Annotated in this window: 27 protein-coding genes; 5 read left to right on the top strand and 22 right to left on the bottom strand. The window is 62.7% G+C overall.

Going from position 1 to position 24,838, the window contains the following annotated elements; translation table 11 throughout:
- Window position 1: 1 nt before the first annotated feature.
- Both C7401_RS30150 and C7401_RS45370 read right to left on the bottom strand, forming a co-directional pair.
- Window positions 2-1,180 (bottom strand): tyrosine-type recombinase/integrase, encoded by a 1,179-nt coding sequence (locus tag C7401_RS30150; protein ID WP_258397279.1) that lies wholly within the window; start codon window positions 1,178-1,180, stop codon window positions 2-4.
- 1,077 nt (window positions 1,181-2,257) lie between these two features.
- Window positions 2,258-2,479 (bottom strand): TonB C-terminal domain-containing protein, encoded by a 222-nt coding sequence (locus C7401_RS45370; protein ID WP_112175037.1) that lies wholly within the window; start codon window positions 2,477-2,479, stop codon window positions 2,258-2,260.
- Window positions 2,480-2,599: 120 nt separating this feature from the next.
- Here C7401_RS45370 and C7401_RS30140 point away from each other — a divergent pair, with 120 nt between their 5' ends.
- Window positions 2,600-3,226 carry a DUF47 domain-containing protein gene (locus C7401_RS30140; protein ID WP_112175036.1) on the top strand — a complete coding sequence of 209 codons (627 nt, stop codon included), beginning with the start codon at window positions 2,600-2,602 and terminating at the stop codon, window positions 3,224-3,226.
- 69 nt (window positions 3,227-3,295) lie between these two features.
- Window positions 3,296-4,963 (top strand): Na/Pi cotransporter family protein, encoded by a 1,668-nt coding sequence (locus tag C7401_RS30135; protein ID WP_112175035.1) that lies wholly within the window; start codon window positions 3,296-3,298, stop codon window positions 4,961-4,963.
- Window positions 4,964-5,038: 75 nt separating this feature from the next.
- On the opposite strand, the gene C7401_RS30130 is transcribed toward C7401_RS30135, so the two are convergent.
- Window positions 5,039-5,809: a DeoR/GlpR family DNA-binding transcription regulator gene (locus C7401_RS30130; RefSeq protein WP_112175034.1), complete on the bottom strand. Its 771-nt coding sequence runs from the start codon at window positions 5,807-5,809 to the stop codon at window positions 5,039-5,041.
- Window positions 5,810-5,853: 44 nt separating this feature from the next.
- Entirely contained in the window at window positions 5,854-6,645 is a 792-nt protein-coding gene (hisN, locus tag C7401_RS30125; RefSeq protein ID WP_112175033.1) for a histidinol-phosphatase, read from the bottom strand.
- Window positions 6,646-6,920: 275 nt separating this feature from the next.
- Here hisN and C7401_RS30120 point away from each other — a divergent pair, with 275 nt between their 5' ends.
- The 3 genes from C7401_RS30120 to C7401_RS30110 all read left to right on the top strand — a co-directional run bounded on the left by C7401_RS30120 (window position 6,921) and on the right by C7401_RS30110 (window position 10,714).
- Window positions 6,921-7,937, top strand: coding sequence for an ABC transporter substrate-binding protein (locus C7401_RS30120; protein WP_181565725.1), 1,017 nt, complete (start codon window positions 6,921-6,923; stop codon window positions 7,935-7,937).
- 81 nt (window positions 7,938-8,018) lie between these two features.
- Window positions 8,019-9,035, top strand: coding sequence for an ABC transporter ATP-binding protein (locus C7401_RS30115; protein WP_112175032.1), 1,017 nt, complete (start codon window positions 8,019-8,021; stop codon window positions 9,033-9,035).
- Complete coding sequence (locus C7401_RS30110; RefSeq protein WP_112175080.1) at window positions 9,032-10,714, top strand: ABC transporter permease subunit; 1,683 nt, start codon at window positions 9,032-9,034, stop codon at window positions 10,712-10,714. The genes C7401_RS30115 and C7401_RS30110 overlap by 4 nt, the downstream gene beginning before the upstream one ends.
- 481 nt (window positions 10,715-11,195) lie before the next feature.
- Here C7401_RS30110 and C7401_RS30105 read toward each other — a convergent pair whose 3' ends face one another.
- The 18 genes from C7401_RS30105 to C7401_RS30020 all read right to left on the bottom strand — a co-directional run bounded on the left by C7401_RS30105 (window position 11,196) and on the right by C7401_RS30020 (window position 24,829).
- Entirely contained in the window at window positions 11,196-12,008 is an 813-nt protein-coding gene (locus C7401_RS30105) for a TOBE domain-containing protein (protein WP_112175031.1), read from the bottom strand.
- 1 nt (window position 12,009) lies between these two features.
- Window positions 12,010-12,801 (bottom strand): ABC transporter ATP-binding protein, encoded by a 792-nt coding sequence (locus C7401_RS30100; RefSeq protein WP_112175030.1) that lies wholly within the window; start codon window positions 12,799-12,801, stop codon window positions 12,010-12,012.
- Between the two features lie 12 nt (window positions 12,802-12,813).
- Entirely contained in the window at window positions 12,814-13,566 is a 753-nt protein-coding gene (gene modA / locus C7401_RS30095) for a molybdate ABC transporter substrate-binding protein (protein ID WP_112175029.1), read from the bottom strand.
- Between the two features lie 17 nt (window positions 13,567-13,583).
- The gene (gene modB / locus C7401_RS30090; protein WP_112175028.1) at window positions 13,584-14,258 is read right to left on the bottom strand and encodes a molybdate ABC transporter permease subunit; all 675 of its coding nucleotides are present in this window, start codon (window positions 14,256-14,258) and stop codon (window positions 13,584-13,586) included.
- Between the two features lie 97 nt (window positions 14,259-14,355).
- Complete coding sequence (locus C7401_RS30085; RefSeq protein WP_112175027.1) at window positions 14,356-15,342, bottom strand: LLM class flavin-dependent oxidoreductase; 987 nt, start codon at window positions 15,340-15,342, stop codon at window positions 14,356-14,358.
- A 73-nt stretch (window positions 15,343-15,415) separates the two neighbouring features.
- Entirely contained in the window at window positions 15,416-15,967 is a 552-nt protein-coding gene (locus C7401_RS30080; RefSeq protein ID WP_112175026.1) for a DUF2325 domain-containing protein, read from the bottom strand.
- Entirely contained in the window at window positions 15,955-16,572 is a 618-nt protein-coding gene (locus C7401_RS30075) for a globin family protein (protein ID WP_181565724.1), read from the bottom strand. Before C7401_RS30075 ends, C7401_RS30080 begins: the two co-directional genes overlap by 13 nt.
- A gap of 98 nt (window positions 16,573-16,670) precedes the next feature.
- A complete protein-coding gene (locus C7401_RS30070) occupies window positions 16,671-17,240 on the bottom strand; it encodes a nitrogen fixation protein NifQ (protein ID WP_112175078.1) in 570 nt (189 codons plus the stop codon).
- Between the two features lie 10 nt (window positions 17,241-17,250).
- Window positions 17,251-17,556, bottom strand: a complete 306-nt coding sequence (gene fdxB, locus C7401_RS30065; RefSeq protein ID WP_112175025.1) for a ferredoxin III, nif-specific — start codon at window positions 17,554-17,556, stop codon at window positions 17,251-17,253.
- 21 nt (window positions 17,557-17,577) lie between these two features.
- On the bottom strand, window positions 17,578-17,775 hold the full coding sequence (locus C7401_RS30060; protein WP_042270764.1) for a CCE_0567 family metalloprotein: 198 nt from the start codon (window positions 17,773-17,775) through the stop codon (window positions 17,578-17,580).
- Between the two features lie 14 nt (window positions 17,776-17,789).
- Window positions 17,790-18,284, bottom strand: coding sequence for a NifX-associated nitrogen fixation protein (locus C7401_RS30055; RefSeq protein ID WP_112175024.1), 495 nt, complete (start codon window positions 18,282-18,284; stop codon window positions 17,790-17,792).
- Window positions 18,277-18,690, bottom strand: a complete 414-nt coding sequence (gene nifX / locus C7401_RS30050) for a nitrogen fixation protein NifX (protein WP_112175023.1) — start codon at window positions 18,688-18,690, stop codon at window positions 18,277-18,279. Before nifX ends, C7401_RS30055 begins: the two co-directional genes overlap by 8 nt.
- Entirely contained in the window at window positions 18,687-20,102 is a 1,416-nt protein-coding gene (gene nifN, locus C7401_RS30045) for a nitrogenase iron-molybdenum cofactor biosynthesis protein NifN (protein ID WP_112175022.1), read from the bottom strand. Before nifN ends, nifX begins: the two co-directional genes overlap by 4 nt.
- 21 nt (window positions 20,103-20,123) lie before the next feature.
- The gene (gene nifE / locus C7401_RS30040) at window positions 20,124-21,617 is read right to left on the bottom strand and encodes a nitrogenase iron-molybdenum cofactor biosynthesis protein NifE (RefSeq protein WP_112175021.1); all 1,494 of its coding nucleotides are present in this window, start codon (window positions 21,615-21,617) and stop codon (window positions 20,124-20,126) included.
- 192 nt (window positions 21,618-21,809) lie between these two features.
- A complete protein-coding gene (locus tag C7401_RS30035) occupies window positions 21,810-22,544 on the bottom strand; it encodes an HD domain-containing protein (protein ID WP_112175020.1) in 735 nt (244 codons plus the stop codon).
- 192 nt (window positions 22,545-22,736) lie between these two features.
- On the bottom strand, window positions 22,737-23,615 hold the full coding sequence (locus C7401_RS30030) for an LLM class flavin-dependent oxidoreductase (protein ID WP_112175019.1): 879 nt from the start codon (window positions 23,613-23,615) through the stop codon (window positions 22,737-22,739).
- 265 nt (window positions 23,616-23,880) lie between these two features.
- The gene (locus C7401_RS30025) at window positions 23,881-24,360 is read right to left on the bottom strand and encodes a hypothetical protein (protein ID WP_112175018.1); all 480 of its coding nucleotides are present in this window, start codon (window positions 24,358-24,360) and stop codon (window positions 23,881-23,883) included.
- Window positions 24,361-24,508: 148 nt separating this feature from the next.
- Window positions 24,509-24,829, bottom strand: a complete 321-nt coding sequence (locus C7401_RS30020; RefSeq protein ID WP_112175017.1) for a hypothetical protein — start codon at window positions 24,827-24,829, stop codon at window positions 24,509-24,511.
- Window positions 24,830-24,838: the final 9 nt, after the last annotated feature.

Genomic DNA, 24,838 nt, shown 5'->3' with positions numbered 1-24,838 from the left:
CTCAAAGACCTTTCGGAATGGCGCGTAGCAACGCCACTCGGTCATCAAAGCAGTCGTTCCAAACGGCGGATAGCCTGTCCTCGAACACAGCACGTGCGTAGCGCGAGGGCATCACCGACTTCTTTGACCACCCGAAGAACGTTCGCATCTTCTGCAGCGCCTCGTCCATCGGGTCACCGTTGTCCAGCAATTGACGTAAGCGAACGACCGCGCAGGTGTGCCGCAGGTCATGCGGCATAACGGCGTCCTTGTCACTGCGATCACGCAATTTCTGGCGTACCGGGTCTGGTAGTGCATTCGAAACCTCGCGAAACGCTTTCGTCAGCGATTCAGTCGCGAGCGGATTACCAGCATATGAATTGAGCAGGAACGGATGGCTGGGACGACCACGATAGTTTTCGACATAGGTCTGAACCAGCTGCGCCGTGAGCGGGCTAACAGGAATCTGCCTGACCGAATGAGCGGTTTTGATACTCGGCTTCGAATACCGTGTGTCGATCGGTTCGTCGGCTTCTGAATCCTCGTATTCATTTTGCTGTATGTTGAGCCAATAACGCAGCGTGTTGCGCGTCCTGTCGAAGCCCGATTTCACACAGTCTGCCGTAAGCAGCAGCAACTCACCGCGTCGCAGGCCTTGATGCAGCATCAGGATGAAGGCAATGTAAACTCGCCAGCGGGTCCCCGCATGTTTGAACGGATTCCGGCCTGAATCCGGGTCAAGCAGCCCGTAGAGCGTCTCTACGACGGAGGCTGGCAACGAGCGGATGGTTTCGACCTGACCGCTTTTGCGCACGTGCAATTGGCTGTACAAGGTCGAAAGCCTATGCAGCCGTGCCTCTATGCTACGCAGGCGTTCGTCAGGAATCCGGCTCCTCGAAAGCCAAGTCAGCACATCGGTCACGAATCCGAGGCCAGCGTGCCAGCGTAACTCGTCGGCTCGGGTGGCCCGCGCCCGGTTTCTGATAGAAACAAACCATGATTCGAGAACGTCGGCCAGTGCGCCGTCATCGGAACCAGCAAGTGCATCGTCGAGGCCGCTCGGTCCCAGAATCCGGTCTGCATGCCGGTAGAGATCTTCGATGTACCGAAGCTTGCCAGTTTGGGTATTTTCGGCCAGATGGCCCATCGACATGATTAGCCAGACGTTGGCCCAATATCGAGGAAAGGCGGAGTCGTCCACGAGTGCGACGCCTCGTAGACGGCCAGGCACAAGCGCGTCCGAGAGCTGTAGAAAGGCCATGAATTCGCGCAACAGTAAAAGATGCCAAATCCTATGTCTCTGTTGCGGACAACTTGATGACAGTCCCTCCGTGACGCAACGCTCTAAAAGGTACCACTGATGTTGATAATGTTACTTATGTTAAATTGGATACGCCGTTGTTACCAGAGAACTGACCACCCCAGCCAGTGCCACAGGACCAAACCGGTTTGCGAGCTAAGCGACTGTTGCCCAATCTCGACCACAAGCAGTAGCGGCCACCCAAAAATTTCGCGCGCGAGACAATTACACGGCCAATTTCCTCGGGAGCTTGGCTCGGAGCAAACGATCGAGCTTCGTTGCACGAATAGCTCGGCCGCCTTCCCCGTTGAAATACAACAAAACCTGAATAACCAACCAACACGTTGCCAGAGGGCCAAGATTCGCATTTGCATTCCCAATTACATGTGCGTTAGGAATGGGGTTTGCGTGATACCCCGTTTTCGGCAAAACATCCAGAGCAAGGGATTCAAGAATCCCGGTTTTCGGAAGATAATGTGCGGATGTTGCGCGGCGCCGCGCAGCACTACGTGAGTCGCATCATCGATGCGCGGGATCCACATATGCGTACGAGTTCTTTACCGTTGAACGCAATCGTCGCGACTCCCGACTCCGGACTCCGGACTCCGGAACGCATCTCGGGGGTCACGCCCAACAGTTCAAGTTGCCACAGAAGGACGAACCGAATCTGACCATGGAGAGCATCGCTCGTGCGTCTCAAAGTGGCGTGTCCATGAGCATCACACCGAGCAATGCCACAAGCGAGAGCACAAACATGGAGAGGCCAATAACGATCAACAGGTCATTCATTGCTTAGATGCCAGTTAGTTTGTACGGCGCGATAGTATTTCCAGAGCACCATGCGTTCCCTGCGGGGTATGACGGCCGTGGCAACTACACGGCTGCCCACGCGTCTTTCGCCGAAGACGATGGCAAAACGCGGCGAGCTCTGGCAACTTCGCGTCGCCGACTGCGCGAGCGCCGGTCATGGTCGAACTATCACCGTAAAGCTTGCAGGCGCTTTTTTAATCGACGTCCGCGGGCATCGGGATCCGGGCGCTGCGCGGCACGCAACGCAGCAGTGTCCCACGATGGATTGCCGCTGCTGCGCCCGATCTTCGCCGGAAGCAGCGTCCTCCTCGGGGAGCAACGCACTGAGAGTTCCGCTTCGAGACCCGACGTATTGCCCGACCCTATCCCGCTCTGCCGTGTTTCAAACACCGGGCCGTCGAGCGGAGGTCACCGAATTTTGGCGCAACAGGATACAACCCGAATAGCGGTAAGATGTGTCATTCTTGTGACGGAGCGAGCGTCGCACCGTCGAACCTGAGGTGATGCCCTATGTTCGGCCGGTTCATGCCCAGAGAAGGTAACTTCTTCGAACTCTTCAATGCTCACGCCCGTTATATTGTGGATGGCAGTCGCGCTCTCGAAAAGCTGATAGAGAATCTTGAGGATGCGGAGCATCATCGACGGAATGTAAAGATCATCGAAAAGGCTGCCGACAAGCTTACCAGTGACTGCAACGACCTGTTGCACAAGACATTCATCACGCCACTTGATCGCGACGAGATCCAACAGCTTATCAATACGATGGATGACATCATCGATGTCATTGAGGATGTCGCAAACACCATAACGCTGTATGACGTGAAAGCGCTGCCCGATGATGCGATCGAGTTTGCGCGCCTGAGCACGCGAACAGTTATTCAGGTTCAGCAGGCAGTCAGTATGCTTTCTGACATGAAACAGTCGCAACAGATCCTGGGATGCTGCAGGGAGATCGACGAGCTTGAATCCAACGTTGACAGATTGCTACGTATCGCGATCTCGCGACTGTTCCATGAGGAGGAGGATGTAAAGACACTGATCAAACTGAAAAGCGTCTACGAATTGCTCGAGACAATCACCGATAAGTGTGAAGACGCTGCCAAGATAATTCAGGGTATCGTGCTGGAAAACGCCTGAGCAAGTTATAACATGTATCCAATTAACTCGCAATCTTGACGATGATCCTGCACGTCGCGATATCCAATCGTGTTGATCCTTCTGAATCTGCTTTCCGGTGTGTCGCTTTTGGTGTGGGGCACACACATCGTCCGCACCGGCATTCTGCGCGTGCTAGGCGCCGATCTTCGCGCAATCCTCGGCCGCAGCACGGGCAGCCGGCTCAAGGCCTTCCTCTCCGGTCTAGGCGTCACCAGCCTCGTACAAAGCAGTAACGCCACGGCGGTCATCATCTCGTCGTTCGCCGCGCAAGGCATGGTGTCGCTGGCGAGCGGGCTGACCATCATGCTGGGCGCCGACGTTGGCACCGCGCTCATGGCGCGGGTGCTGACACTCGATCTGTCGTGGTTGTCGCCGCTGCTGATACTCGTCGGCGTGCCGCTTTTTCTCACGCGCAAGCAGACGCGCGTCGGTCAAACGGGGCGCACGCTCATCGGGCTAGGTTTGATCTTGCTTGCACTTCATTTGATTGTGGAAGCCGCGCAACCCATGATGCAGGGCACCGGCGTCAGGGTGATGTTCAGCGCCCTGACCGGCGACACGATGCTCGATGCACTGGTCGGCGCGGCCTTTGCGATGCTCTCGTATTCGAGCCTCGCGGCCGTTCTTTTGACCGCGACACTCGCCTCCTCCGGCGTCATCTCGCTGAAGGTCGCATTGTGTCTGGTGGTCGGCGCGAATCTCGGCAGCGGGCTGCTCGCGCTGATGAGCGCATTGCCTCAAAATGCTGCGGCTCGACGCCTCTCCGCGGGCAGCTTCGCATTCAAGCTCCTCGGTGCGGTGATTATCCTGCCGTTCGCATCGTTGCTCGCACGCGTATTGCCGGTCATCATTGCGAATCCGCGCGAGGCCGTAGTCGGCTTCCATCTCATCTACAACACAGTGCGATGCTGCGCCTGCCTCACCATGGTCGACCGGGTCGCCGCCATCAGCCGGCGGTTGTTGCCCGACCGCCCACTGGTGGCAGGCGAACTGCGTCCGCTGCATCTCGATCCTGCCGGGCTTGCCACGCCGGGACTCGCGCTGGCCAACGCGTCGCGCGAAGTACTGCGGATTGGCGACATCGTCAGCGTGATGCTGGAGAACGTCTCCGAGCTGCTCAGACGCAACGATCTCGCCGTCGCGCGCGAAACCATGCGGATGGACGATGATGTCGACCAGCTATACGCCGAAGTCAAAAGCTATCTGACCCTGATCTCGCGCGAACAGCTGGATGAAGCCGAAAGCCAGCGCTGGACGGACATCATTTCCCTCACGATCAATCTCGAGCATGCGGGCGACATCATCGAGCGCATCGTGAGCGACATCGAAGAGAAAAAGATCTCTCAACGACTCGCTTTCTCCGAGGAAGGATTGGGGGAACTCGACGATCTCCACGCGCGGCTGGTGAGCAACCTCCGGCTCGGCCTGTCCGTTTTTCTGAACAACGATCTGCGCTGCGCGGAGCAGCTTCTGGCCGAAAAGGAACGCTTTCGCGATCTTGAGCGCGCGTATTCCCACAAGCATCTGGACCGGCTTGCGGGACAGTCGATGCGCAGTGTGGAAACCAGCGCCTTGCACCTGGATCTCATCAGCAACATGAAGCGCCTGAATTCGCTTTTCTGCTCGACAGCCTACCCCGTGCTCGACGCCGCAGGCGCGCTTCATGAAACTCGCCTGCGCAAACGTTCGCTGGACAGTCTGCACACGAAGGAGTGAGGCAGCGCGAAACGCAGCAGATGAAGACGCCATGCCGTCCGTTCGGCGATCGAGCCAGTCGAGAACGAGGCAGTCTCAGACGTACTCGATTGCAGGCACCACGTCGCCCAATGCCTGGGCTTGAGGCGACTTCGCCGCCCGACTGTTCGTGACGATGACCGACATGCGCTCGACGGGACACGACACCACCCTGCTGCGCACGCCGATCTTCGAGTAGTCCGCGAGGATAAGGGTTTGCTTCGCATTGCGGCTCATGGCGTCGGCCATTTCCGCTTCCTCCTGAATAAAGCTCGTCGCGCCATGCACCGCGTCCACGCCGACAGGTGACAGCAAGGCAATGTCGGCGTGAAAGCGATGCACCTCGGTGATCGCGGCACCGCCATACGTCGCGCCAACCGGCGCATTGAATGCGCCCCCCAGCAGATGCACCGCATGGCCGCCCGACTTTGCGGCGCGCTCGCCAGCCAGCTCGTTGGCGACGGCCACCGAGTTCGTGACGATGTGCAGACCGCTCAGCGAAGCGAGGGCTTCGGCAAGAATCGCCGTGGTGGTCCCTGCGTCGATGAACAGCGTCTGTCCGCTGCCGATATGCGCCAGCGCACCGCGCGCGAGCGCGCGCTTTTCCTTCACGCGAATGCCCGCTCGCACGCCGATGGGCAATTCGCTCTCGACGAACATCGCGCCGCCATGCACGCGGCGGATTTCGCCCGCCGTGTCGAGCTCGACGAGATCGCGGCGAATCGTCTCGCGCGAGACGCCGAGCGCCTCCGTCATATGCTCGACCGACACGGTGCCGTGCGCCTTCAACAGCGCGCGAATGCGGCGATATCGCTCCTCAACCAACATGGACTGTCTGCCCCCTCATAGCTTGTCCGGCTCTGCTTTCGCGCTCAAAGACGGCGTGTGATCTCGAGGATCTGCGCATGCAGCTCCTGTGTGGCCGCAGCGATGATACGTCCGTCACTGCCCATTCCCACCGCGCAGCCCTGCCAGTCCGTCACGCGCCCGCCCGCGGCCTCCACGACCGGCACGATAGCCAGATAGTCGTAAGGCTGCAAGCCCGCTTCGACGACGGCGTCGACGTAGCCCGCCGCGACCATCGCGTAACTGTAGCAATCGCCGCCGAACCGGCGGCTCGCGGCGCCACGGCACACCGCTTCGAACACCGGCAGTTCGGCTGCATCGAAGATGTCGGGCGACGTGGCGTAGACATGCGCCGCCGCGAGGCGCGTGCAGCCGCTCGTGTGCAGCGCCACGCCCTGCCTGTCGCAGGCGCCCAGTTTGCCGCCGATCCACCGTTCGCCGGTCACGGGCACATCGACGATGCCGAGCACCGGCTCGCCGTTGCGCAGCAGTGCGAACAGCGTCCCCCAGATCGGCCAGCCCGTCACGAAACTGCGCGTGCCATCGATCGGATCGATGACCCAGACGTACTCCGCGTCCGTCCGCTCACGCCCGTGTTCCTCGCCGAAGATGCCATGCGCGGGAAAGCGCTGCGCGAGCCGCGCGCGGATATGCGCCTCGATCTCGCGGTCGGCAATGGTCACGGGGCTCTCGTCCGACTTGGTCTCGATGTCGAGCTTCTTGCGGAAATAGCTCAGCGAGATCTCGCGTGCCTCGTCGGCGAGCAGCACCGCGAATGCCTCGAATTCGCGCAGCACATCGTCGCTTTCCTGACTCATCTTGAATGCCCTTTTCTGGGGCAGCGCTGCCGCTGCCATGACGTGAACAGTGTGGCAAAACCCCCGCGCCTAAGGCGCGCGAGGCTCGCTTTCGTGGTGTCGCCATCATGGCAGCAGATATTTTTGATTGCTAGACCCAATGCCAATATTCTGCAAATATCCACAAAACCACACAGCGCAAAAACACACGGTTCGACACAGACGGCAACGCGCGCGCCTTGTGACTTTGTGGGGTTCCTTCTTCGGTCACCTCTCACTCTTTCAGGAAGATCGCAATGCGTATCCGCAAGACACCGACTTCGCTTTTCGCCCTCGGGCTGCTCACGTGCACGATCTCGAACGCCGCGCGCGCCGGGCAGATCACCGTGTACTCCGCACTGGAAAGCGACGAAATCGCCACGTACCTCGCCGCCGCGAAAAAGGCGCTGCCCGACGTACAGGTCAACGTGCTGCGTCTGTCCACGGGCGACCTCGCCGCGCGCATGATCGCCGAATCCGGCGCGCCGCATGCGGACGCGGTTTGGGGCGAAGCGCTCACGAATCTGCTCGATCCGCGCATCGCGGAGCAGCTCGCGCCGGTGAGCGGCAAGAACGTGTCGAGCCTGCCGAAGCAGTTCCGCGATCCGGCCGACAAATGGTTTGCCGCGACCGGCTATATGGCCGCGCTCTGCGTGAACACCGACGCGCTTGCCGCGAAGAAGTTGCCTATGCCGACCTCGTGGGAAGACCTCGCCAAGCCGGTCTACAGAGGAAACGTGGTGATGCCGGACCCTGCTTCGTCGGGCACGGGCTATCTGCAAATCGCCGCGATCCTGCAAGGCGCGGGCGAGGACAAGGGCTGGCAGATCCTCAAGGAGGTCGGCGCGAATGTCGCGCAGTTCACGCCGTCGGGCTCGCAACCGTGCAAGCTCGCGCGCACCGGCGAATACGCCGTGGGCGCTTCGTTCGCGTTCGTCGCCATGCAGTCGATCAAGGCCGGCTTCCCGGTGAAGATGGTGATTCCGTCGAAGTATGTCGGTTACGAGCTCGAAGGCTCGGGCATGCTGAAGAGTTCGACGCATCAAGCCGATACCGGGCGTTTCCTCGAATGGGTCGCCTCGCCCGACGCCGCGAAGCTCTATCAGCAATACAAGGAAATCGTCACGACGCCGGGCATCAAGCCGACGCCCGAACAGATCGCCGAAGGCCTGCCCGCCGACGTCTCCAAAGTGCTGTACCCGATGGACTTCGCCGCTTCCGCGAAAATGCACGATGCAGTACTCAGACGCTTCAAGACCGACGTGATGCATTAAGCGCAGTCGCGCTGTCCCGTAGTCCGTTTCGTGCCCGGCGCAACGTCGGGCAACCTCGCCTGGCCACTCAGGGAAGTCATCATGCATCTCACCGTCTCCGATCTCTTCAAGACATTTGCCGGGCACGTCGCGCTCGAACGCATTCATTTCGACGTGCAGGAGGACGAGTTCGTCTGCCTGCTGGGTCCGAGCGGCTGCGGCAAGACCACACTGCTGCGCGTCATCGCCGGCCTGCTCGACGCCGACGGCGGAAGTGTCATGATGGGTACGCGCTCGCTGCTGGAGATTCCCGCGCGCGAACGCGGCTTCGGCATCGTGTTCCAGTCCTACTCGCTGTTCCCGAACATGACGGTCGCGCAGAACATCGGCTATGGGATGAAGATTCGCGGCGTGCCGCGCGCGCAGATCGACGCACGTTGCAAGGAACTGCTCGAACTGATTCGCCTGCCGCATCTCGCCGGCCGCTATCCGGGCCAGCTTTCCGGCGGTCAACAGCAACGCGTCGCGATCGCGCGCGCCATCGCCGTCGATCCCTCGCTGCTCCTGCTTGACGAACCGCTCTCCGCACTCGATGCACAGGTGCGCGTCGAAATGCGCCGCGAAATTCACGATGTCCAGCGCCGTCTGCGCATTCCCACCATCATGGTGACGCACGATCAGGAAGAGGCACTCACGCTCGCAGACAAGATCATCTGCATGAATCACGGGCGCATCGAGCAGATCGGCTCGCCGCGCGAACTATACGAGCGCCCGCGCACGCGCTTCGTGGCGAGTTTTATCGGCACCTCGAACCTGCTGCCTGCGTCGTGGGTGCGCGATGCATTCCCTGCCTTGATGACGCACCATCCGGGCGGCGCCGATGCCGCATTCGAAGCGTGCGTGCGTCCCGAGGATCTCACGGTGTCGCCGGGAGCACACAGCGAAGGCGCGCCCGCCCGCGTGATCGACTCGACCTTCCTCGGCAGCACCACGCGCATACGCCTGCACTGGTGCGGCCGCGAACTGCTCGCCGAACAGCCGCGTGGCCTGCCGATGGAAGCAGGCGCGCCGGTCACCCTTTCCGTGGCCAACGATCGCTGCGCATGGGTGGCGGCATGAGCGCCTCGCTTGCTGCCACGAATCGCCTGCGCGTCGAGCGCACGGGCCGCACGATGGGCGCCGTGCTGCGCGTCGCGATGGTCGCGGTGCCGCTTGCCTGTCTCGCGCTGTTCTTCCTCTATCCGCTTGCGGTTATCGCGTGGCATAGCCTCGTGAATGGCGACGCGAGACTGGGCGTGGGCAACTATGTCGCGCTCTGGCGCACGCCCGGCATGCTGGAGGCGGCGTGGCACAGCCTCGTGCTGAGCGCCGCGACGACGCTCGTGAGCATCGTGCTCGGCTTCATGATCGCGTTCAGCTTACAGCGCTCGCGCCTGCCTGCGCCGAACATGATCCGCGCGACGCTGCTGCTTCCGATGCTCGCGCCTTCGCTGATGCAAGGCCTCGGCATGCTGTTCCTGCTCGGACGCAATGGCCTCGTGCACAAGTGGACCGGCTGGGACGTCGAGATCTACGGTTTCTGGGGACTCCTGATCGCCGACGTGATCTATGCGTTGCCGCAGGCTGTGCTCATTATCGGCGCGGCGCTCTCACAATCGGACGCCCGCTACTACGACGCCGCCGACGTGCTCGGCGCGCGACGCTGGCAGCAATTCTTTGCACTCACCTTGCCGAATGTGCGTTTTGGCCTGCTGTCCGCCGCCTTCGTCGTGTTCACCGTGACGATCACGGACTTCGGCAATGCGGTGGTGATCGGCGGGAACTATCACGTGCTCGCCACGGAGATCTACAACCAGGTTTCCGGGCAGATGAACTTCGGCACGGGCGCCGCGGTCGGCATGGTCTTGCTGCTGCCTTCGCTCGCCTCGGTGTATATCGAGCGCATGGCTTCGCAGCGGCAATTCGGCGGGGCATCGGAGAGCCGTGTATCAGTGACGCCCCGTGTGAATCGCCTGCGTGACAGGCTGCTCGGTGTCGGCTGCCTGCTCGCGCTGCTGCCGATCGTGGCTTCCGTCGCGACCGTCGTCTTTGCAAGCTTCGTACGCTTGTGGCCGTACCGGCTCGAACTGACTCTCGCCAATTACCGGGGCGAATTGTCCGGCGGATATGGCGCAATCATCACGTCGCTGGAAATCTCGCTCGCGGCGGCCGCACTGGGCGTGCTGTTGCTGTTCTGCCTGAGCTATGGCGCGCGCCGCATGCCGGGCGCGGTGTCGAGGCTGATTTACACCGTGGCCGTGCTGCCAGCCGCCGTGCCGGGGATGGTTGTCGGTCTCGCTTATATTCTCGCATTCAATAGCGGTCCGCTGGGGACATGGCTCTATGGCAGCGCCACTGTTATCGTGCTCTGCAACTTCTATCACTATCACACGCAGGGCTTTCTCACGATGAGCACGGGGTTGCGCGCGGTGCCGGCAGCGCTCGAGGAAGTCGTGGATTGCCTGGGAGGCGGCCTACGCCATGCACTCCAGGATGCCGTGCTTCCCTTCGTCGCCGCAACTGCTGTGAGCGTGTTTTTCTTTTTGTTCATGCGCTCAATGGTAACGCTGTCAGCCGTTGTCTTTCTCGTTACGCCTGCGCTGAATCTCGCTTCAGTCGCTGTCATGCAACTCGATGAAAACGGCTTCGTCTCGCAGGCCGCCGCTTACTCCACGTGCATCATGGTCGTAACGTCGCTTGCCCTGGCGCTCATGCGTCTTGCGATGAAGCGCGTGATGCTGCAATGCGACGTCGTGTGATGACGATCGAATCGCTATGCGATAAGTGACCGTGCACCCAGTTCGCGCAGGTGCACGGCGCGGTCGTATGTCAGTACCGGTTTCATCTCTCTGGGGACACGGTCTAAATCATGGTCGGCACTTCCCCGGCCGCATCGATACAGATAGTTCTGCGCGTTAGCGGGTAGCGCACAAACTTGAATACGAAGTCGGAGTTCGCAACAGACTCATCACCGTCGCGAACGGCGGTTGACACGGGAATGCGAAATCAATGGCACCCGTTATCAAACTGTTGGCGCACGACTGATATTGGCAGATCAGTGCCGAATTCCACACCGCCCAGAATGCGCCGTTCAGATCGATGGTTGCGCCGACGTTCAGATTTCGTCTACGTTAACTGCAACCTCCCATTCGACTGAACGGGACGAAGGGGCATTCGGCGGCCTTTGCTGCCATCACTGACTGGGCTGCTTTAGCGTAATCACCAGAAGACCGCCTAAGGTCACGCCGTGGTGGCCACCATCACAGAATATGCCTTGAATACAGCTGTCGCCTGCATACCGACTGCCAGCGACAGTGCATCGACGGCGTCGTTGGTGACGCTCGCAGTCAGGCTGGTGCCACCCGGCAACGTCAGCACAACCAGCGAAGAAACCGCACCGCATTCGACCCGCGAGATCGTTCCGGAAAACTGGTTACGCGCCGACAGCGTATAGCCGGCGAAGTCGATCACGAGCACGATCGCCGATGACTTGATCAGCAGGATCGCCTCCTTCCCGGGCTCAAGCTTCAGCCGTCCGGCAGCGGCCGTCGTGATGGTCGCGACCACCTGCTGGCCACCCGGTATCGTCACCGACACCTGGGTAGTAACCGGCCCTGGTATAACAGCGTCAATTGTTCCGGCGAGCTGGTTACGCGCGGTCGTTTTCATTGCGATTCTCCTGAGAAGGCCGGCCACAGCCGGCAACCGGTTGAGCCACGCCTCCTGCTCGCGCAGGAATGCCTGGTTTGCAGCCTCCAGCTGACGCCACGCGTCGAGCAGCGTGAATGCCGCTGGCGTGAGGCGCGTGCCGCCGCCACCCTTGCCGCCCGTTCCTGTTTCGACCAGCGGCTGGCTGGCAAGATTGGCCGCGCTTTCCAGCAACAGCCACGCGCCCTTGTAGCTGTAGCCTGCCGTTCGGGCCGCACGATTGATTGAGCCAGTGTGGTCGATCGCCTCCATCAACGCGAAGAAGCGCGCATCGAGACGACCGGCCAGCTTCAACTCGGACCCGAGTAACGTCGCGCCGGCGGCGACGGACGCGTTCCGGCGCATGTCAACATTCCGCCTGCACGTGGAGCAGCTCGCGCACGCGGTACGCGTTCGCGGTGAGCGGCTCGACCGTACGTTCGGGCAACAACGAGCAGGTCGTCACCGCGCGCGGCTGGTCTCGCCGAACGTCGACTTCGCGGGTCACGCTGCCGCGCTCCACGACAAACGCGACCTGCGCCAACGCGAGAACATCGTCAACGTCATGCGTGATCATGACGACTGGCAAATTCCAGCGCGCAAACACGCAGGCAAGCTGCCTGCGCAGATCCTCGCGCAACAGCGGGTTCAGTGCGGCGAATGGCTCGTCGAGCAGCAGCAGGCCAGGACGACACGCGAGCGAGCGCGCCAGCGCGACGCGCTGCTGCTGACCGCCTGATAACGTCGCCGGGCGGCTCGCCGCCAGCGCGGCGAGCCCGAACATCTCCAGCAATTCGTCGACGCGGTGAGTGTCGACTGGTGCAAGCCTTCGGCGCCGCCAGTTCGTCAACCCGAACGCGACGTTCTCCCGCACGCTCAGGTGTGGAAACAGCGCGTAGTGCTGGAACAGATAGCCGATGCCGCGTTGCTCGGGCGGCAGATCAATGTGCTGCACAGAATCGAACAGCACGCGGTCGCCGATCCTGACATGTCCGCGCTGCGGTCTGAGCAGCCCCGCGATCGCCTGGAGTGTCATCGACTTTCCGCCGCCCGAAGGTCCGTAAAGCGCGATCACCGTCGCGTCGGACACGAACCGCATTCCGAGAGCGAAATGTCGCGCGCCATCAGAGATGGTCGCCTCGAGATCGATGTCAATCATCGTGCGGCGGCGTCAGGACTGCGAGAAACCGTAGCGCTTCAGGATATCCTGCGCAGAAGGCGTCAGCAGATAATCCAGGAACGCCTTCGCGAGCGCCTTTTCGCGGCTCGCGCTAACTGCGATGACCGGGTAGGTCACCGGATCGTGTCCGCCAACTGCCTGCACGATCTCAACCTTGCCCGGCATCAGCGCGGCGTCGGTGCGATAGACGAAGCCCGCGTCGGCTTCCCCCCGGGAGACGTAATCCAGTACCTGACGCACGCTGTCTGCCTGCGCAAACTTCGGCGCAAGCGCATCCCACAGCATCGCCTTTTCGAGCGCTTGTTGCGTGTAGCGGCCTACCGGCACGGTCGACACCTTGCCGATGGCGATCCGCCGCACCGCCGGATTCGACAGGTCCATCACGCTCTTCACCGGCGAATCCTGTGCGGCTGGCACGATCAGCACCAGCGCGTTCGTCGCGAAATCGCGGCGCGTGGATTCGTCGAACAGCCCGGCTTCGACGCCGCGCGTGACAGTCTGCTCATCGGCGCTCGCGAACACGTCGACTGGTGCGCCTTGACGGATCTGCTGCAACAGCATGCCCGATGCACCGAAGTTGAAGCGTACCGTCACATCCGGATGTGTCGCCTCGAACTTCGCGCCCACCTCCTTGAACGCGTCGGTCAGGCTGGCTGCGGCAGAAACGGTCAGCTGCTGCGCGAACGCGACACACGGCGCTGCCGCGACCAGACCGACGAACAGGAAGGCGAGAAGACGTTTCACGAAAGGGCTCCACGAAATCAGCGAAGGGAAAGAAAGCGGCCAGACAGCACGAGCACAGCGATGGACAGGATCGACGTGACGAACACCAGCAACAACGCAGCCTGATCGCGGCCGTCCTGCATCGCGTCGTAGATCGCCATCGACAGCGTCTGCGTCTGATGCGGGATGTCGCCCGCCACCATCAGCGTCGCACCGAACTCACCCATCGCGCGTGCAAACGCGAGCAGCGTGCCGGCAAGGATGCCGGGCCACGCGAGCGGCAGCGTGACGCGCACGAACACCGACCACTGCGACTGTCGCAGCGTCCGCGCCGCGGCCTCGAGCGAACGGTCCACGCCCGCGAACGCCGCGTTAGCGGACTTCAGCACGAGCGGCAACGCGACGATCGCCGACGCGAGCACAGCGCCGTGCCAGTTGAAGACGATCGTGTAGCCGGCCTGCCGGTAGAGCCAACCGCCGACAACGCTTCGCCGCCCGGCCGCGACCAGCAACGCATAGCCGATCACGGTCGGCGGCAACACGAGCGGCAGCATGCAGACAGCTTCGACGACAGCGCTGCCGGGGAAGCGCCGGCGCGCGAACAACCAGCCGAGGGCAATCCCGGCGACGAGTGCAAACACCGTCGCGACCCCCGCGACGCGCAGCGACAACCAGAACGGCGACCAGTCCATCCGATGAAGGGAATCCGACATTACCGACACTCCACGTTATGAATCAGGCTTCACATCACCTGTTGCAAGATGTGGGCCATTCGTGGGCCGGTGCTGCCGCAGCAGCACGCCCGTCGGATCAGATCAGGCCCGCCGCACAAGCGAACCGTGCGAGCGAGGCACGCGCCTCATGGGCATCGTGTGTGGCGGGCTTGAGCAGCAGCCGGTGCGGGCCGAGCCGTTCGCCCAGCTCTTTCGCGCGCGCCACACACTGCCCTGGATCGCCGATGATCGCGTTCGCGAGGATCACGGCTTCCGTTGCGTCCGGCGAGAACATAGGTGGCAGCTTGCCCGGCGGGAACCGCACGCCCATCAGACGGGGATACGCGCGCACTGCCGCGACACCGTGCTCGATCGCGCGACGGCTATCGTTGTCGCAATGAAAAAAACGCGCGATAGCAAACGGAAAGGCGCCGCGCCGTGCGCGTTCGTCGGCCACCTGCTCCGCAATTTGACCGAGATCCGAAGAAGGCGTCGCCATCAGGCCATAGCCGTGCTCCGCAGCAATGCGCAGTGAGTCCCCCGCAAGGCTCGCGAGCCAGACTGGCATTGGGCGCTGCAACGGACGCGGATAGACTGCGACACCTTCATACCGGAAGAAGCGTCCGTCGAAATGTGTTTGCGGCTCGCTCCATAGCCGCCGGATCAAATCGAGCGCCTCATGCATGCGTTCGCGCGCGACATCCACGGACTGGATCCCCGAGGGACGATACTGCTCCGGAAACGGCCCACCGCGCGCGACACCGAACTCTATGCGCCCGCCGCTCAGCAGGTCGAGTGCAGCGATATCCTCCGCAACGCGCAGCGGGTCGTTCAGTGCGAGCAGCGATGCGCCGCTGCCGAGCCGGATCGTCGACGTCAGCGCCGCGATGTGTGATAGCAGCACGGTCAGCGCGCTGCCGATCGCGAACGGACTGTAGTGGTGCTCGGCCACCCAGACGTCGTGGAACCCCATCTGCTCCGCCTCGACGCCGGTTCGAACAGTCTGCCGGAGCGCGTCGCGCGCGTCGTTGTCGGGGTTTTCGACGTTCAGAAACACACCATAGCGTTGTAGTAATTCCGACATTTTGTCGCTTCACCGATTCAAGTCGTCGTTTGGCTCCGGCACAACGCCGGAGCCAAACAATCCGCAGGCACACTCAGCGCAGCCTGCGCCACCCGTATGCGAATGGCGGCAGCGCTGCAAGCCGTTGCCGCCGATGATCCGCCCGCGATATCCCGGCGACAAAGCTCGCCAGGTTCGACGTGCGCAGTGCCACCCACGGAACGCCGTGGTGTGCACAGATGTTGCGCAGCGCGACGAGGGACCCGGCGTCGATGGTGTCGAGCGGGCACAGCACCGCATCCGTGCGCGGCAACAGCGCGGCAAACCGGGTCGCCCGGTCGCTGGGATCCGCGTCGATCAGCGAGACGTGATGCACGAACACGCCTCCCGCGCGCGCCAGCCACTCGCGCAGCACCGCGTTGCTCCGGGGCCGGCCACCGACATAGACGAAACGCCGCCCACGCAGCAACGCGTCGATCGTGCCGCTGTCGAGCAACATCCGTTCGATCCATTGCAATTCACGCGCCAGACTGGCGACGTGCGCCCGCAGTCGCTCGACGTCCGCATCCGTGGCCGTGATCGGGGCGGCGTGGTTCACAGCCGTGTGCCCGCATTCCGGTCGGCCTGCTCCAGTCAGCGCTGCCATGATGCTTCGTCGTCCAGCGAACGCGCCAGTGACGTCGACGTCGTGAACCAGCTGCGTACCGTGTCGTACGCATAGCGGGTAAGCGCCTCATGACGCGCACGCGGGGCAAGCAACTGCACGGACAGCGGTTCGGCCCAACCCCAGAAGTCCGCGCGTAGCGCAGGCGGAAAGTTCACGTCGTCGAACGCATGCCACAATTGCACGAGCCATAGTTCGCGCCCTTCCTCGTCGAGCAGCAGCGGCAGCCCTGCCCCCGCCTGAAGATGCGCATGCCGCTGGCTGTAGTAGAGCGGCCCTCCACAGGCCTCGACAACATAGTCCGCCACCCGCTCGGTTACGCAGTCGAAGCAATCGCCCGCGTGCGCGAAGAGCGGCGTAGTACGCAGGCGCCTCATGTGCTGCCGCACCAGCTCGCGCAGACCGGCTTCCGCACAGATCGCAAGCAGGCGGTGCGACGGCGCCGGCAGTGGCGGGCAGACGACCCGCGAGCCCTGCGCAGGCCGATCGCGGAAAGCATGCGCCACGGGCCAGTGCAATGTCCGGTAACAGGCGCGCGTACAAGGTGTCCAGCGCGCCCGCGGCGCGCCTTCAGATGTCGGGTCCATGGCGTGTCGGATATCGTGTCCAGTTTGTTGGTTATATACCGAAATACATAACGGTAACCAGAACGAAGCAAGGACTACGCCTGGATCACCGAGCCTGCCTACTCCGGCCCGAAACAGTGCGCATAGTCCGAGCACACACCACAGCTCGGCGCCTTGCAGACAAACAGTCCTTCCCGTTCGCACAATTGCTTGTAAAAGAACTTTTTCCACTTCATGTCATGGGTATTTTTGGCGGCGAGCCGTGGAAACCAGTAGCCGAGCAAAGCAGAGAGTTCGCGTCGCGAAGGCAGTTGCAGGTCCTGCCACAGGTGATTGGTGCCCAGGCACGCACCGGCCAGCGCATGTGCAATGCACTCAGCCTCCTCGGCCGTACCGGCATCGGGATCGGCGTGGTCCTTGAACAACGTCACCAGATCTTCCACTTCGTCGTAACGCGACCTGCACCGCGACGTACCGTCCATCCCCTCCCATGCGAACGGCAACGCGGCATCGCCCCCCGGGAACCAGCGCGAGAGCAGCCAGCGTGTCTTGCTCGCGTCGAGTCCCGGGATCGGGAGCACGTGCGCACCGTATTGATCGAAGGCGCCCGACAATACACCCGCAAGAGCCAGTACGGTGGGGTCTCCTGGACTCACAGCATGGCGCATCAACGTGGCGTGAAAGTCCATGACGGCATGCTCAGACATGCGCCGCCGAGTGCGTGTAGCACTTCTTCGGACAGATCTTCGCGCAGGCGGTACAACCGATGCACAGTTCACGGTGGGCGATGGTCATGACTTTCTTTTCGTATTCGTCGTCTTCGTCCTCGCCGTCGAGCGCGACGTGCGCGCCCTCCTCGTCGAGCCCCACGAGCTCCAGTACACCGCGCGGGCAAACCTTGAAGCACCGGCCGCAACCAATGCACTTCTGCTCGTCGAGTGTGGACACGAAAGTCGGCGTCCAGGTCTCGCCGCTCGGCAGCTTCACGCTGAAGATATCGCTCATCTTTGCCTCCTGCGTGCGGGGTTACGCGCAAGCCGCGGCGGCGGCCTTGCGCGCTTCCATCAAGGCGGCGTGCGCATCGTGGCAACGCTGTGCGACGGTGAGAATCTGCTCCCAGTTCGTCGGCAGTTCCTCGGACAGGTCGTGCAGATCCATCTTCGCCTGAGTGGCCTGCGCGTTGAGCTTCTTCAAACGCGCCTTCAGTTCGACAGCATCGGTCATCGTGTGCTCCCTGCTCAGGTGCCGTACTGCGCGACGGACGGATAGGCCCGGATCATCCCGACGGCATCGGCCAGGAACCCGCTTCCGGCCGCAGCCAGTTTCGCAAGCGAAGGGAAGCCGAAGCGGTGCACGTCACGAAGCTGCTTGTTGACGACCACGAGCCTCCCCGCGATCAGCACCATGCGGCCGAATCCCTCGTGGCTCATCTTCATCATTGGCGACACCATCTGCCCGGTCTCGCGCTCGATCGCCACCGCGATGGCGTTGTAGAACAGCTCCAGATGCCACAGGGTCTCGGGGTCCGGGTCGCCCATGATCGGAATTGCGCGACGCTCATCCGGCGTCAGGATGTACGGCTTGAGCAACTGAAGGTCTGTCCTGCCTTCCCACGTGCCGTGGGTGTCCTGCGCGCGCATCTGCCTGACAAGTTGCTGGATAAACGGCGTTGCAAGCAGCGCCTCGTCGCTGGCCGCGTCCGCGGCCGTGTGATCGGTGATGGCTTCAGCCATGAGATACCTCGTCGTCTTCGAAATCGTATGTACGTTCGCCGTCCTTCGCGAGCGCCTTGCGCAGCCATGGAGGCGGTGTGCCCTTGAGCACGCCCAGCAGCCTGGCGAGAATCTCTTCGATTGGTTCCGGCTGCGGCACCTTGATTGGATGAATCTTCAGCGCCACCACGCGCGCGGCACCCGAACCACCAATCGCGGCAACGTACAGGATCGCGCAGTCCTTTACGGCTTCAAGCTTCGGCGCAAGCTTGTCCTCGTCGCCGTCTTCCTCGAGCTTGCCGCCGAAGTCGAATGCCTCAACAAACTCATACCCGTCGGGCGTGACGTTGTAGATTACGATGCTCTTCGCCCAGCCAAAATGGGCGTCGACGTACTGCCGGTCCTGGGTCGCAAAAGCGATCTTCATGCTGTGTGCTCCTGATTGGGTTCGGGCATGGCCGTGACGACCGGAATCTTCACTTCGCGCGCCGGATCGCGCGCTGCCAGATCGACCGACGATTGCGGCAACGGCCAGTCCCCCGGACGGTGATGGGCGATCTGCTCGATCATCAGGTTCGCGATCTCGAAGATCAGGTTCATCGTGCCGCGGTAGCCGACCTGGCAGCGGTGCGCGTTGCCTACGCGATCGAACACGGGGAAGCCGACGCGCATTAGCGGCTTGCCCAGCCGCTCAGCCATCTGCCGGCCATGCGAATGCGTGATCAGCAGATCGCAGTCGCCCGCGGCTCGTTCCATGTCTTCGAGGTCGCCCAGCACGACCTCGGTCGCCGGCAGTAGCGTGTGCGATGATGAAGTGGTCGTGCTGACGCAGACTCTCAACTCAGCGCCCATTTCGTGCAGCAGCGCGCCGAGCGCGAGCAACAGGTCGGGCTCGGCGCCGAGCGCCACCTTGATGCCACCGGTGTAGAAGTGGCCGTCGAGCATCGCGTCGAGCAACTGGCTGCGCTGCCGACGGTACTTCGCGGGCACGGACCGGCCAGAAAATTGCGCGAGGCGCTGCAACAGCCGGTCGTTGGGTTCGAGCCCGGTGAGCCGCTCGAATATTTCGAACGGTGTGCCGGCAATCGCCTGCAACGCCTGCGCACCCTCGCGGGTCTGCTCACCTACCCCGATCGTGAAGGCCGATGCGCCGGCTGCACGAATCTGCTCCAGCGTCGTGCCACCGAGCGTCGTGCCCCGCCAGTCCGGTGCGATGTGGCCGTCGAGCGAACCGGACAGATCCGGCAGGACGATCGCATCCAGCCCGAACATACTGACGATCTCGCGCAGCTCGTCGATATCGGCAGGCGAAAGATGGCTACCTGGCAGCAGCGTGACCTGCCGGGCGACGCTCGGCAGCGGCTTGACCATCGCTTTCACGACAGCGGTAACCGCGTGCCTGTAGCCGTCCTCGAACCCGCCGACATAATCGGGCGTGGACACGTATACGAGTTCGGTGTCGTCGAGCTCGGGCTTGCGCTTGCGAACCATCGCGAGATAGCCCTCCACGTCGTCGCCCTTGGTTTCGGTGAGTCCCGTCGAGCAGATTGCGATGATCTTCGGCGCTGCCCGCTTGCGGATGTTCAGCAGCGCCGTTTCGATGTTCTCGTATCCGCCAAGGATGGTCGTGACCTCGTTCATCGCCGTGGTCTGTAACGGAATCGCCTCCTTGAAATGGCGCACCAGCAGCACGAGGCCGAACGACGTGCAACCCTGCGAGCCGTGCATCACAGGCATGCAGGCGTCGAGCCCCATGAACGCATAGCTCGCACCGAGCGGCTGACTCATCTTCAGCGGATTGACCGCACAGGCTTTCTTCGATTCGACGACGATGGCCATGGTGTTCGCTCTCCGTCGCGTTCAGGCCGCCACGCCCGGTTCGAGGCCCATCACCCACGCATGCACGCCGGCAACCGGCGCCGCCTGCACAACCGGCGATGCAGATGCGAAAGCGCCGAGCGTCTGCCCATCGTCACCCCACGGCGCCGGAATGCGCACCTGCTGCCACACCGGGTTGTAGATCGCGCGATCGATTTCACGCACCAGTTCGACGATGCCTTCGTACCCGCCGTAGGGATGATGGCGCTCCTGGTTGATATCAAGCCACGGCATGCGCGCCTTCAACGCAACGAACTGCGAGCGACCGCCAGAGAGCATGATGTCCGCCTTCGCGTCGCGCAGCATGCTGTACATCTCACGCGGCGTCATGTCGTCGATCATGTGCGCGTCGTCACCCATGATCTCCTTGATCTTCTCCTTGTCTTCCTTCGTGCTCTTCTTGACGCTCGTGCCGACGATCTCGAGACCGGCCTCCTGAAGCGCGGCGACCACCGACCACGACTTCACGCCACCGGTGATCAGCAGCACGCGCTTGCCTTCGAGCCGATTGCGATAGCGGGCAATCCGCGCCCAGGCCCGTGCTTCCTCGGCTTCTATCAGGCACTCGGTACGCCCGATCAGGTCCTTGGGCGCACCCTGCTGCACCAGCAGCTTCGCGATCTGGCGCAGCGTGTCGCTCATGTCGCCGATTCCGTAAAACGAACCTTCGAAGTACGGAATGCCGTAGCGCTGCTGCATTTTCGTCGCGATGTTGATCATCGACTTCGAGCACACCATCATGTTGACTTTCGCGCGATGCGAGCTCGCGATCTCGTTGTAGCGGCCGTCACCGGAAATGCACGAAAGAACGCGGATACCGAGCGCGTCGAGCAGCGGCTTCGTCTGCCACAGCTCGCCCGACAGGTTGTACTCGCCAATGATGTTGATGTCGTACGGCGTCGTATATTCCGGCTCGCGCGTGCCGATCACGTAATCGAGAATCGCCTCGCCGCCAAGCTTGTTGCCGAGGTTCTTCGGCCCCGCGAAGCCAGGTGAGTTCACCGGAATCACCGGTTTGCCAAACTTCTCCGACGCGCGCTTGCAGACCGCCTCGATGTCGTCGCCGATCAGCGCGGTCACGCAGGTCTGGTAGACAAATACGGCGGGCGGATCGTACTTCTCGATGATCTCCCGCACGCTCCGGAACAGTAGCTTCTCGCCGCCATAGACCACGTCGAGCTCGTTGATGTCGGTAGTGAAGCCGGTACGGTAAAGCGTCGAGCCCGACGACGCGGCGTGACGGTTGTCCCATGAGTTTCCCTCGCACGCGATCGGCCCATGCACGAGATGCGCGACGTCGACGATCGGCTGCAATGCGATCTTCGCGCCGTCGAACGCACAGCCTCCCGCCGCCGCGCCGGGCGACAACTGCTTGGTGCAACCCTTTTTGCGCTCCTTCTCACTTTTTCCCTGGTTCTTGTCGCAACCGGGTTCATCAAACACTTCAGCAATCTTGGCCTTGAGCGAGGCGGACATGGCAGGCTCCTGACGATACGGGTTTCATCGTGACTGGCAAGTTCTGTACCACGGCTGTGCTGTACACCAGGCGGCGTCCTCGCGGGTCGTCCCGTCGCCGAATGTCGACATCGGAACGCCGTTTGGAGGATTTGAACGGATTGCGACACGTCTGGACGAAGCAAACGCGACAGTGGCTGACGGCCGCCGTCGTCATCCTGCGTCGCGCTCGCGTGGTCGGGACACCGACCGGGCAATGGCCCGTGCCCGCGCTTCAAGCAACGCACCTGGGTCAGTGGCTTGGTTCACCGAACAATACGCGGCCAGCGCCCGGCGCAAACGTTTCACCTTTACGTAATCCTCATCGATATGCCCAGGATATGCGGCGTAGTCGCAGACGCACACGAGCAGTAATTGCTCGAAACGCGCAGTCCGGGTATCTGCGCACACCCGCTCGAGCAGCGAGGCCATGGCTGCCGCACGCATGTCGCTCGCGCGATGCACGCAATCGGCCTCGGCAATCGCAAGCAGGGCCAGATCGAGCGCATCTGGCGGAAACTCAATGCGACTCGCGAGCGACGACAGCAGCGCGGCACCGGGGACTTCGTGGCCCGGATGGCCAGCCCATCGTTCAGGCGGCGTACGTCCCATGCCGATCTTGTGCAACAGCGCAGCCACGCGCACCGCGAGCGGCGCACCGCGACGCGCCGTTTCGGCCAGCACGCGCAACTGATGCTCGCCCGCGTCGACAGCCTCCGGAGCGTCGGTGATCATCGGCACGCCAAAGAGTGCATCGAATTCAGGCAGCAGGCGCCTGAGTCCCGCGCAGTCGCGCAGGGCAAGGAAGAAACCGACCGGGCGCGGCGCCATCAGCGCACGCCCGAGCACCTGACCGCGCTGCCGCGGCGTCAAGCGCTCGACTGCATCCATCTGCACCGCGGTGACCATATGTGCCTGTTCGGCAGCGCCGAGCGTCGCGGCTTCGGTCTGGGCCGCTCACAGTGCGTAACGGACTAAATCCTGTGCCCAGTTCACGTGGTCTCCCTGCGCTGCACCCGCGCGTCGGCGGAGCACCCACGCGCGCCAACAAACGGACAGGGCTTGCAATCCTCCTCGCACGTGCTGTCACCCTTATCCATTTCAGTCGTCGAGCAACGGTCGCACTTCGTCCACCATGTCCGCGAGGATATGTTTGGCGGTATCGAAATGCGCACTCATGGGGATGATCAGGATGCCATACAGGCCGAGTTCTGCTCCGAGCCCGCGAATCTGCGCGGCCACCTCAGCATGGTTGCCCACCAGCGAATGGGCCAGAACGCCGCCAGCATGTTCCACGCCCACTCGCGCGTTGAGGTAAAGCGTTGCGATAGCCAGCGCCTCGTCGTGCGTCTCGGCCGGGCACGCGTAGCGGACAAGCATCGGCATGGGCCGCGCGCCGTCGCCGTTTTCTGGCACGGCGTCGCGGTAATGGCTGAGTAACGCCGAGACTGCATCGAGCGGTAGATCCGGTGGCAAACACAATCCGAATCCTCGCGCCGCGATGCTGCGTGCCACATGCACGTCTGCGGTGAGTGCCCAGGCGAGCGGACGCTCGCCGGACGGGCGCGGTATCAGATCGTTGTCGTGGTGTCCCCCGTCGAGCCGAGCCCGCAACCAGTCCAACGAGTCGAGAACCGCATCGGCCGACGCGACGTCCTGCGCGTCCACCGCGAGCGCAAGACGCCCGCGGCTCAACAGTTCGACGGTAGCCAGATCCTCTGCGAGTTGCAGGCCGTGACGCCCTTCGGGAAGAAGCACCGCGCCGACACGCGCCTTCGACGTAACGCCCGACAAGTGCCCGAGCAACGTCGTGATGGCGCCGCTTGGGCGACTCGCATCGCCGTGGCGCTCGACCAGCCAGACATCGTCGTAGCCCATGCGGTCCGCTTCGCGCGCAAGCACGAATTGCCGGATCAATGCGCGGCCATCCTCTCCGGTCGGGTTTTCAAACAGGCATAGCGTGCCAAGGCGCAGCTTCATTCGGGAATTCCAGGATCAGTCACGAAATTCGAACCCGGCCGGCGCACTCCGGCGCAGTTCTTCGACCAATTCGAACGCCACCGGCAGCAATGCGCTAACGGCATACCACGCCGCCTCGCGGCGCTGCCGGCGGCCGGCTTCGAGCGCAATTTGCAGAACCTGCCAGCGTTCACGGTCAGATCGCAGTCGGGACGCCTGATGTGCGCGTGTGGCTCGTCGACCTGCGTCACGGCATGCGGCGTCATCGCACTCTCCCCGCCACGCATCAGTTGTCATCCGCGAGAACTTCAAGCGCCACCAGTTGCTCGTACAGCGCCCGCCGCGCATCCCAGTGCGACTTGCCCGCAAGACGTGGATCCGCCCCCTCGAATGCCCCGATGGCCGCGCGATCGTTCAAGTAGACAAGACAGTGTCCGCGCGCATTGAGCGCCGCCAACGACGCGTCGAGCAGCGTCACTGGCTCATGCTGGCAAAGGCCGCGGCCGAGCAGATAGTCCGCGCGGTAGAGCGGCGTGTCCCAGCCATGCGCATCGCCGATTGCGCAAATCGACGGGTATTGCGTCCGCGCGTCGACATCCGGCGCTTGACCGCTGAATTCGAGGAGTTCACGGGGTGTCACCGAATCGTATATTTCCTCCGGCCGAAGCGGGTCCGACGCTGCGACCTTGCGCGCGAAGTCCGCCTCATCGTACGCAAACCAGGCTTTGGGCTTGCCTCCCGCAGGTAGTTCCACCACGTAGATCACGGGTCGCCCCCAGTACGCCGATTCATTAAAGTGCCAGTGGATCCCGTATCAGCGTCCTCCGGGAAGGCGCCGCGACAGGCGCGCTCGGACATGACCGTTGTCGCGTCGCACGCTACCCCATCGCCCGCTCCAGCACGAGCCATGCATGCTATTCGACGCCCTCGGCAGCGACCTTCGCCCAGACAGCTTTTCGAATACGCTGGGCTATGCCGGTCGGACTTGCGTCGAACTGGCGCTGCGCGGCGCAGAGCGCTCCCAATGCGATTGCCGCCTCTGCGTGCGTGAGCGGCAAGCGCCCGGCCACGTGCGTCGCTCCCGGAACATGGCGCGCGATCGCCTGCCGGTTCGGGTGTTCGAGCAACGGCACCAGTTGGTCCGCCTCGCGTACGCCAGCCAGGCAGACCCAGCCGTCGATCACCTCGACCCTGCGGCCGTCCTGCGTGAACTTGATCAGTACCGGATCTGCCATGACCGCGCT

Source organism: Paraburkholderia unamae, from assembly GCF_003268775.1.
Classification (GTDB): Bacteria; Pseudomonadota; Gammaproteobacteria; order Burkholderiales; family Burkholderiaceae; genus Paraburkholderia; species Paraburkholderia unamae.
The sequence above is the reverse complement of the archived record's forward strand: the minus strand, read 5'-3'. Positions and strand labels throughout refer to the sequence as shown.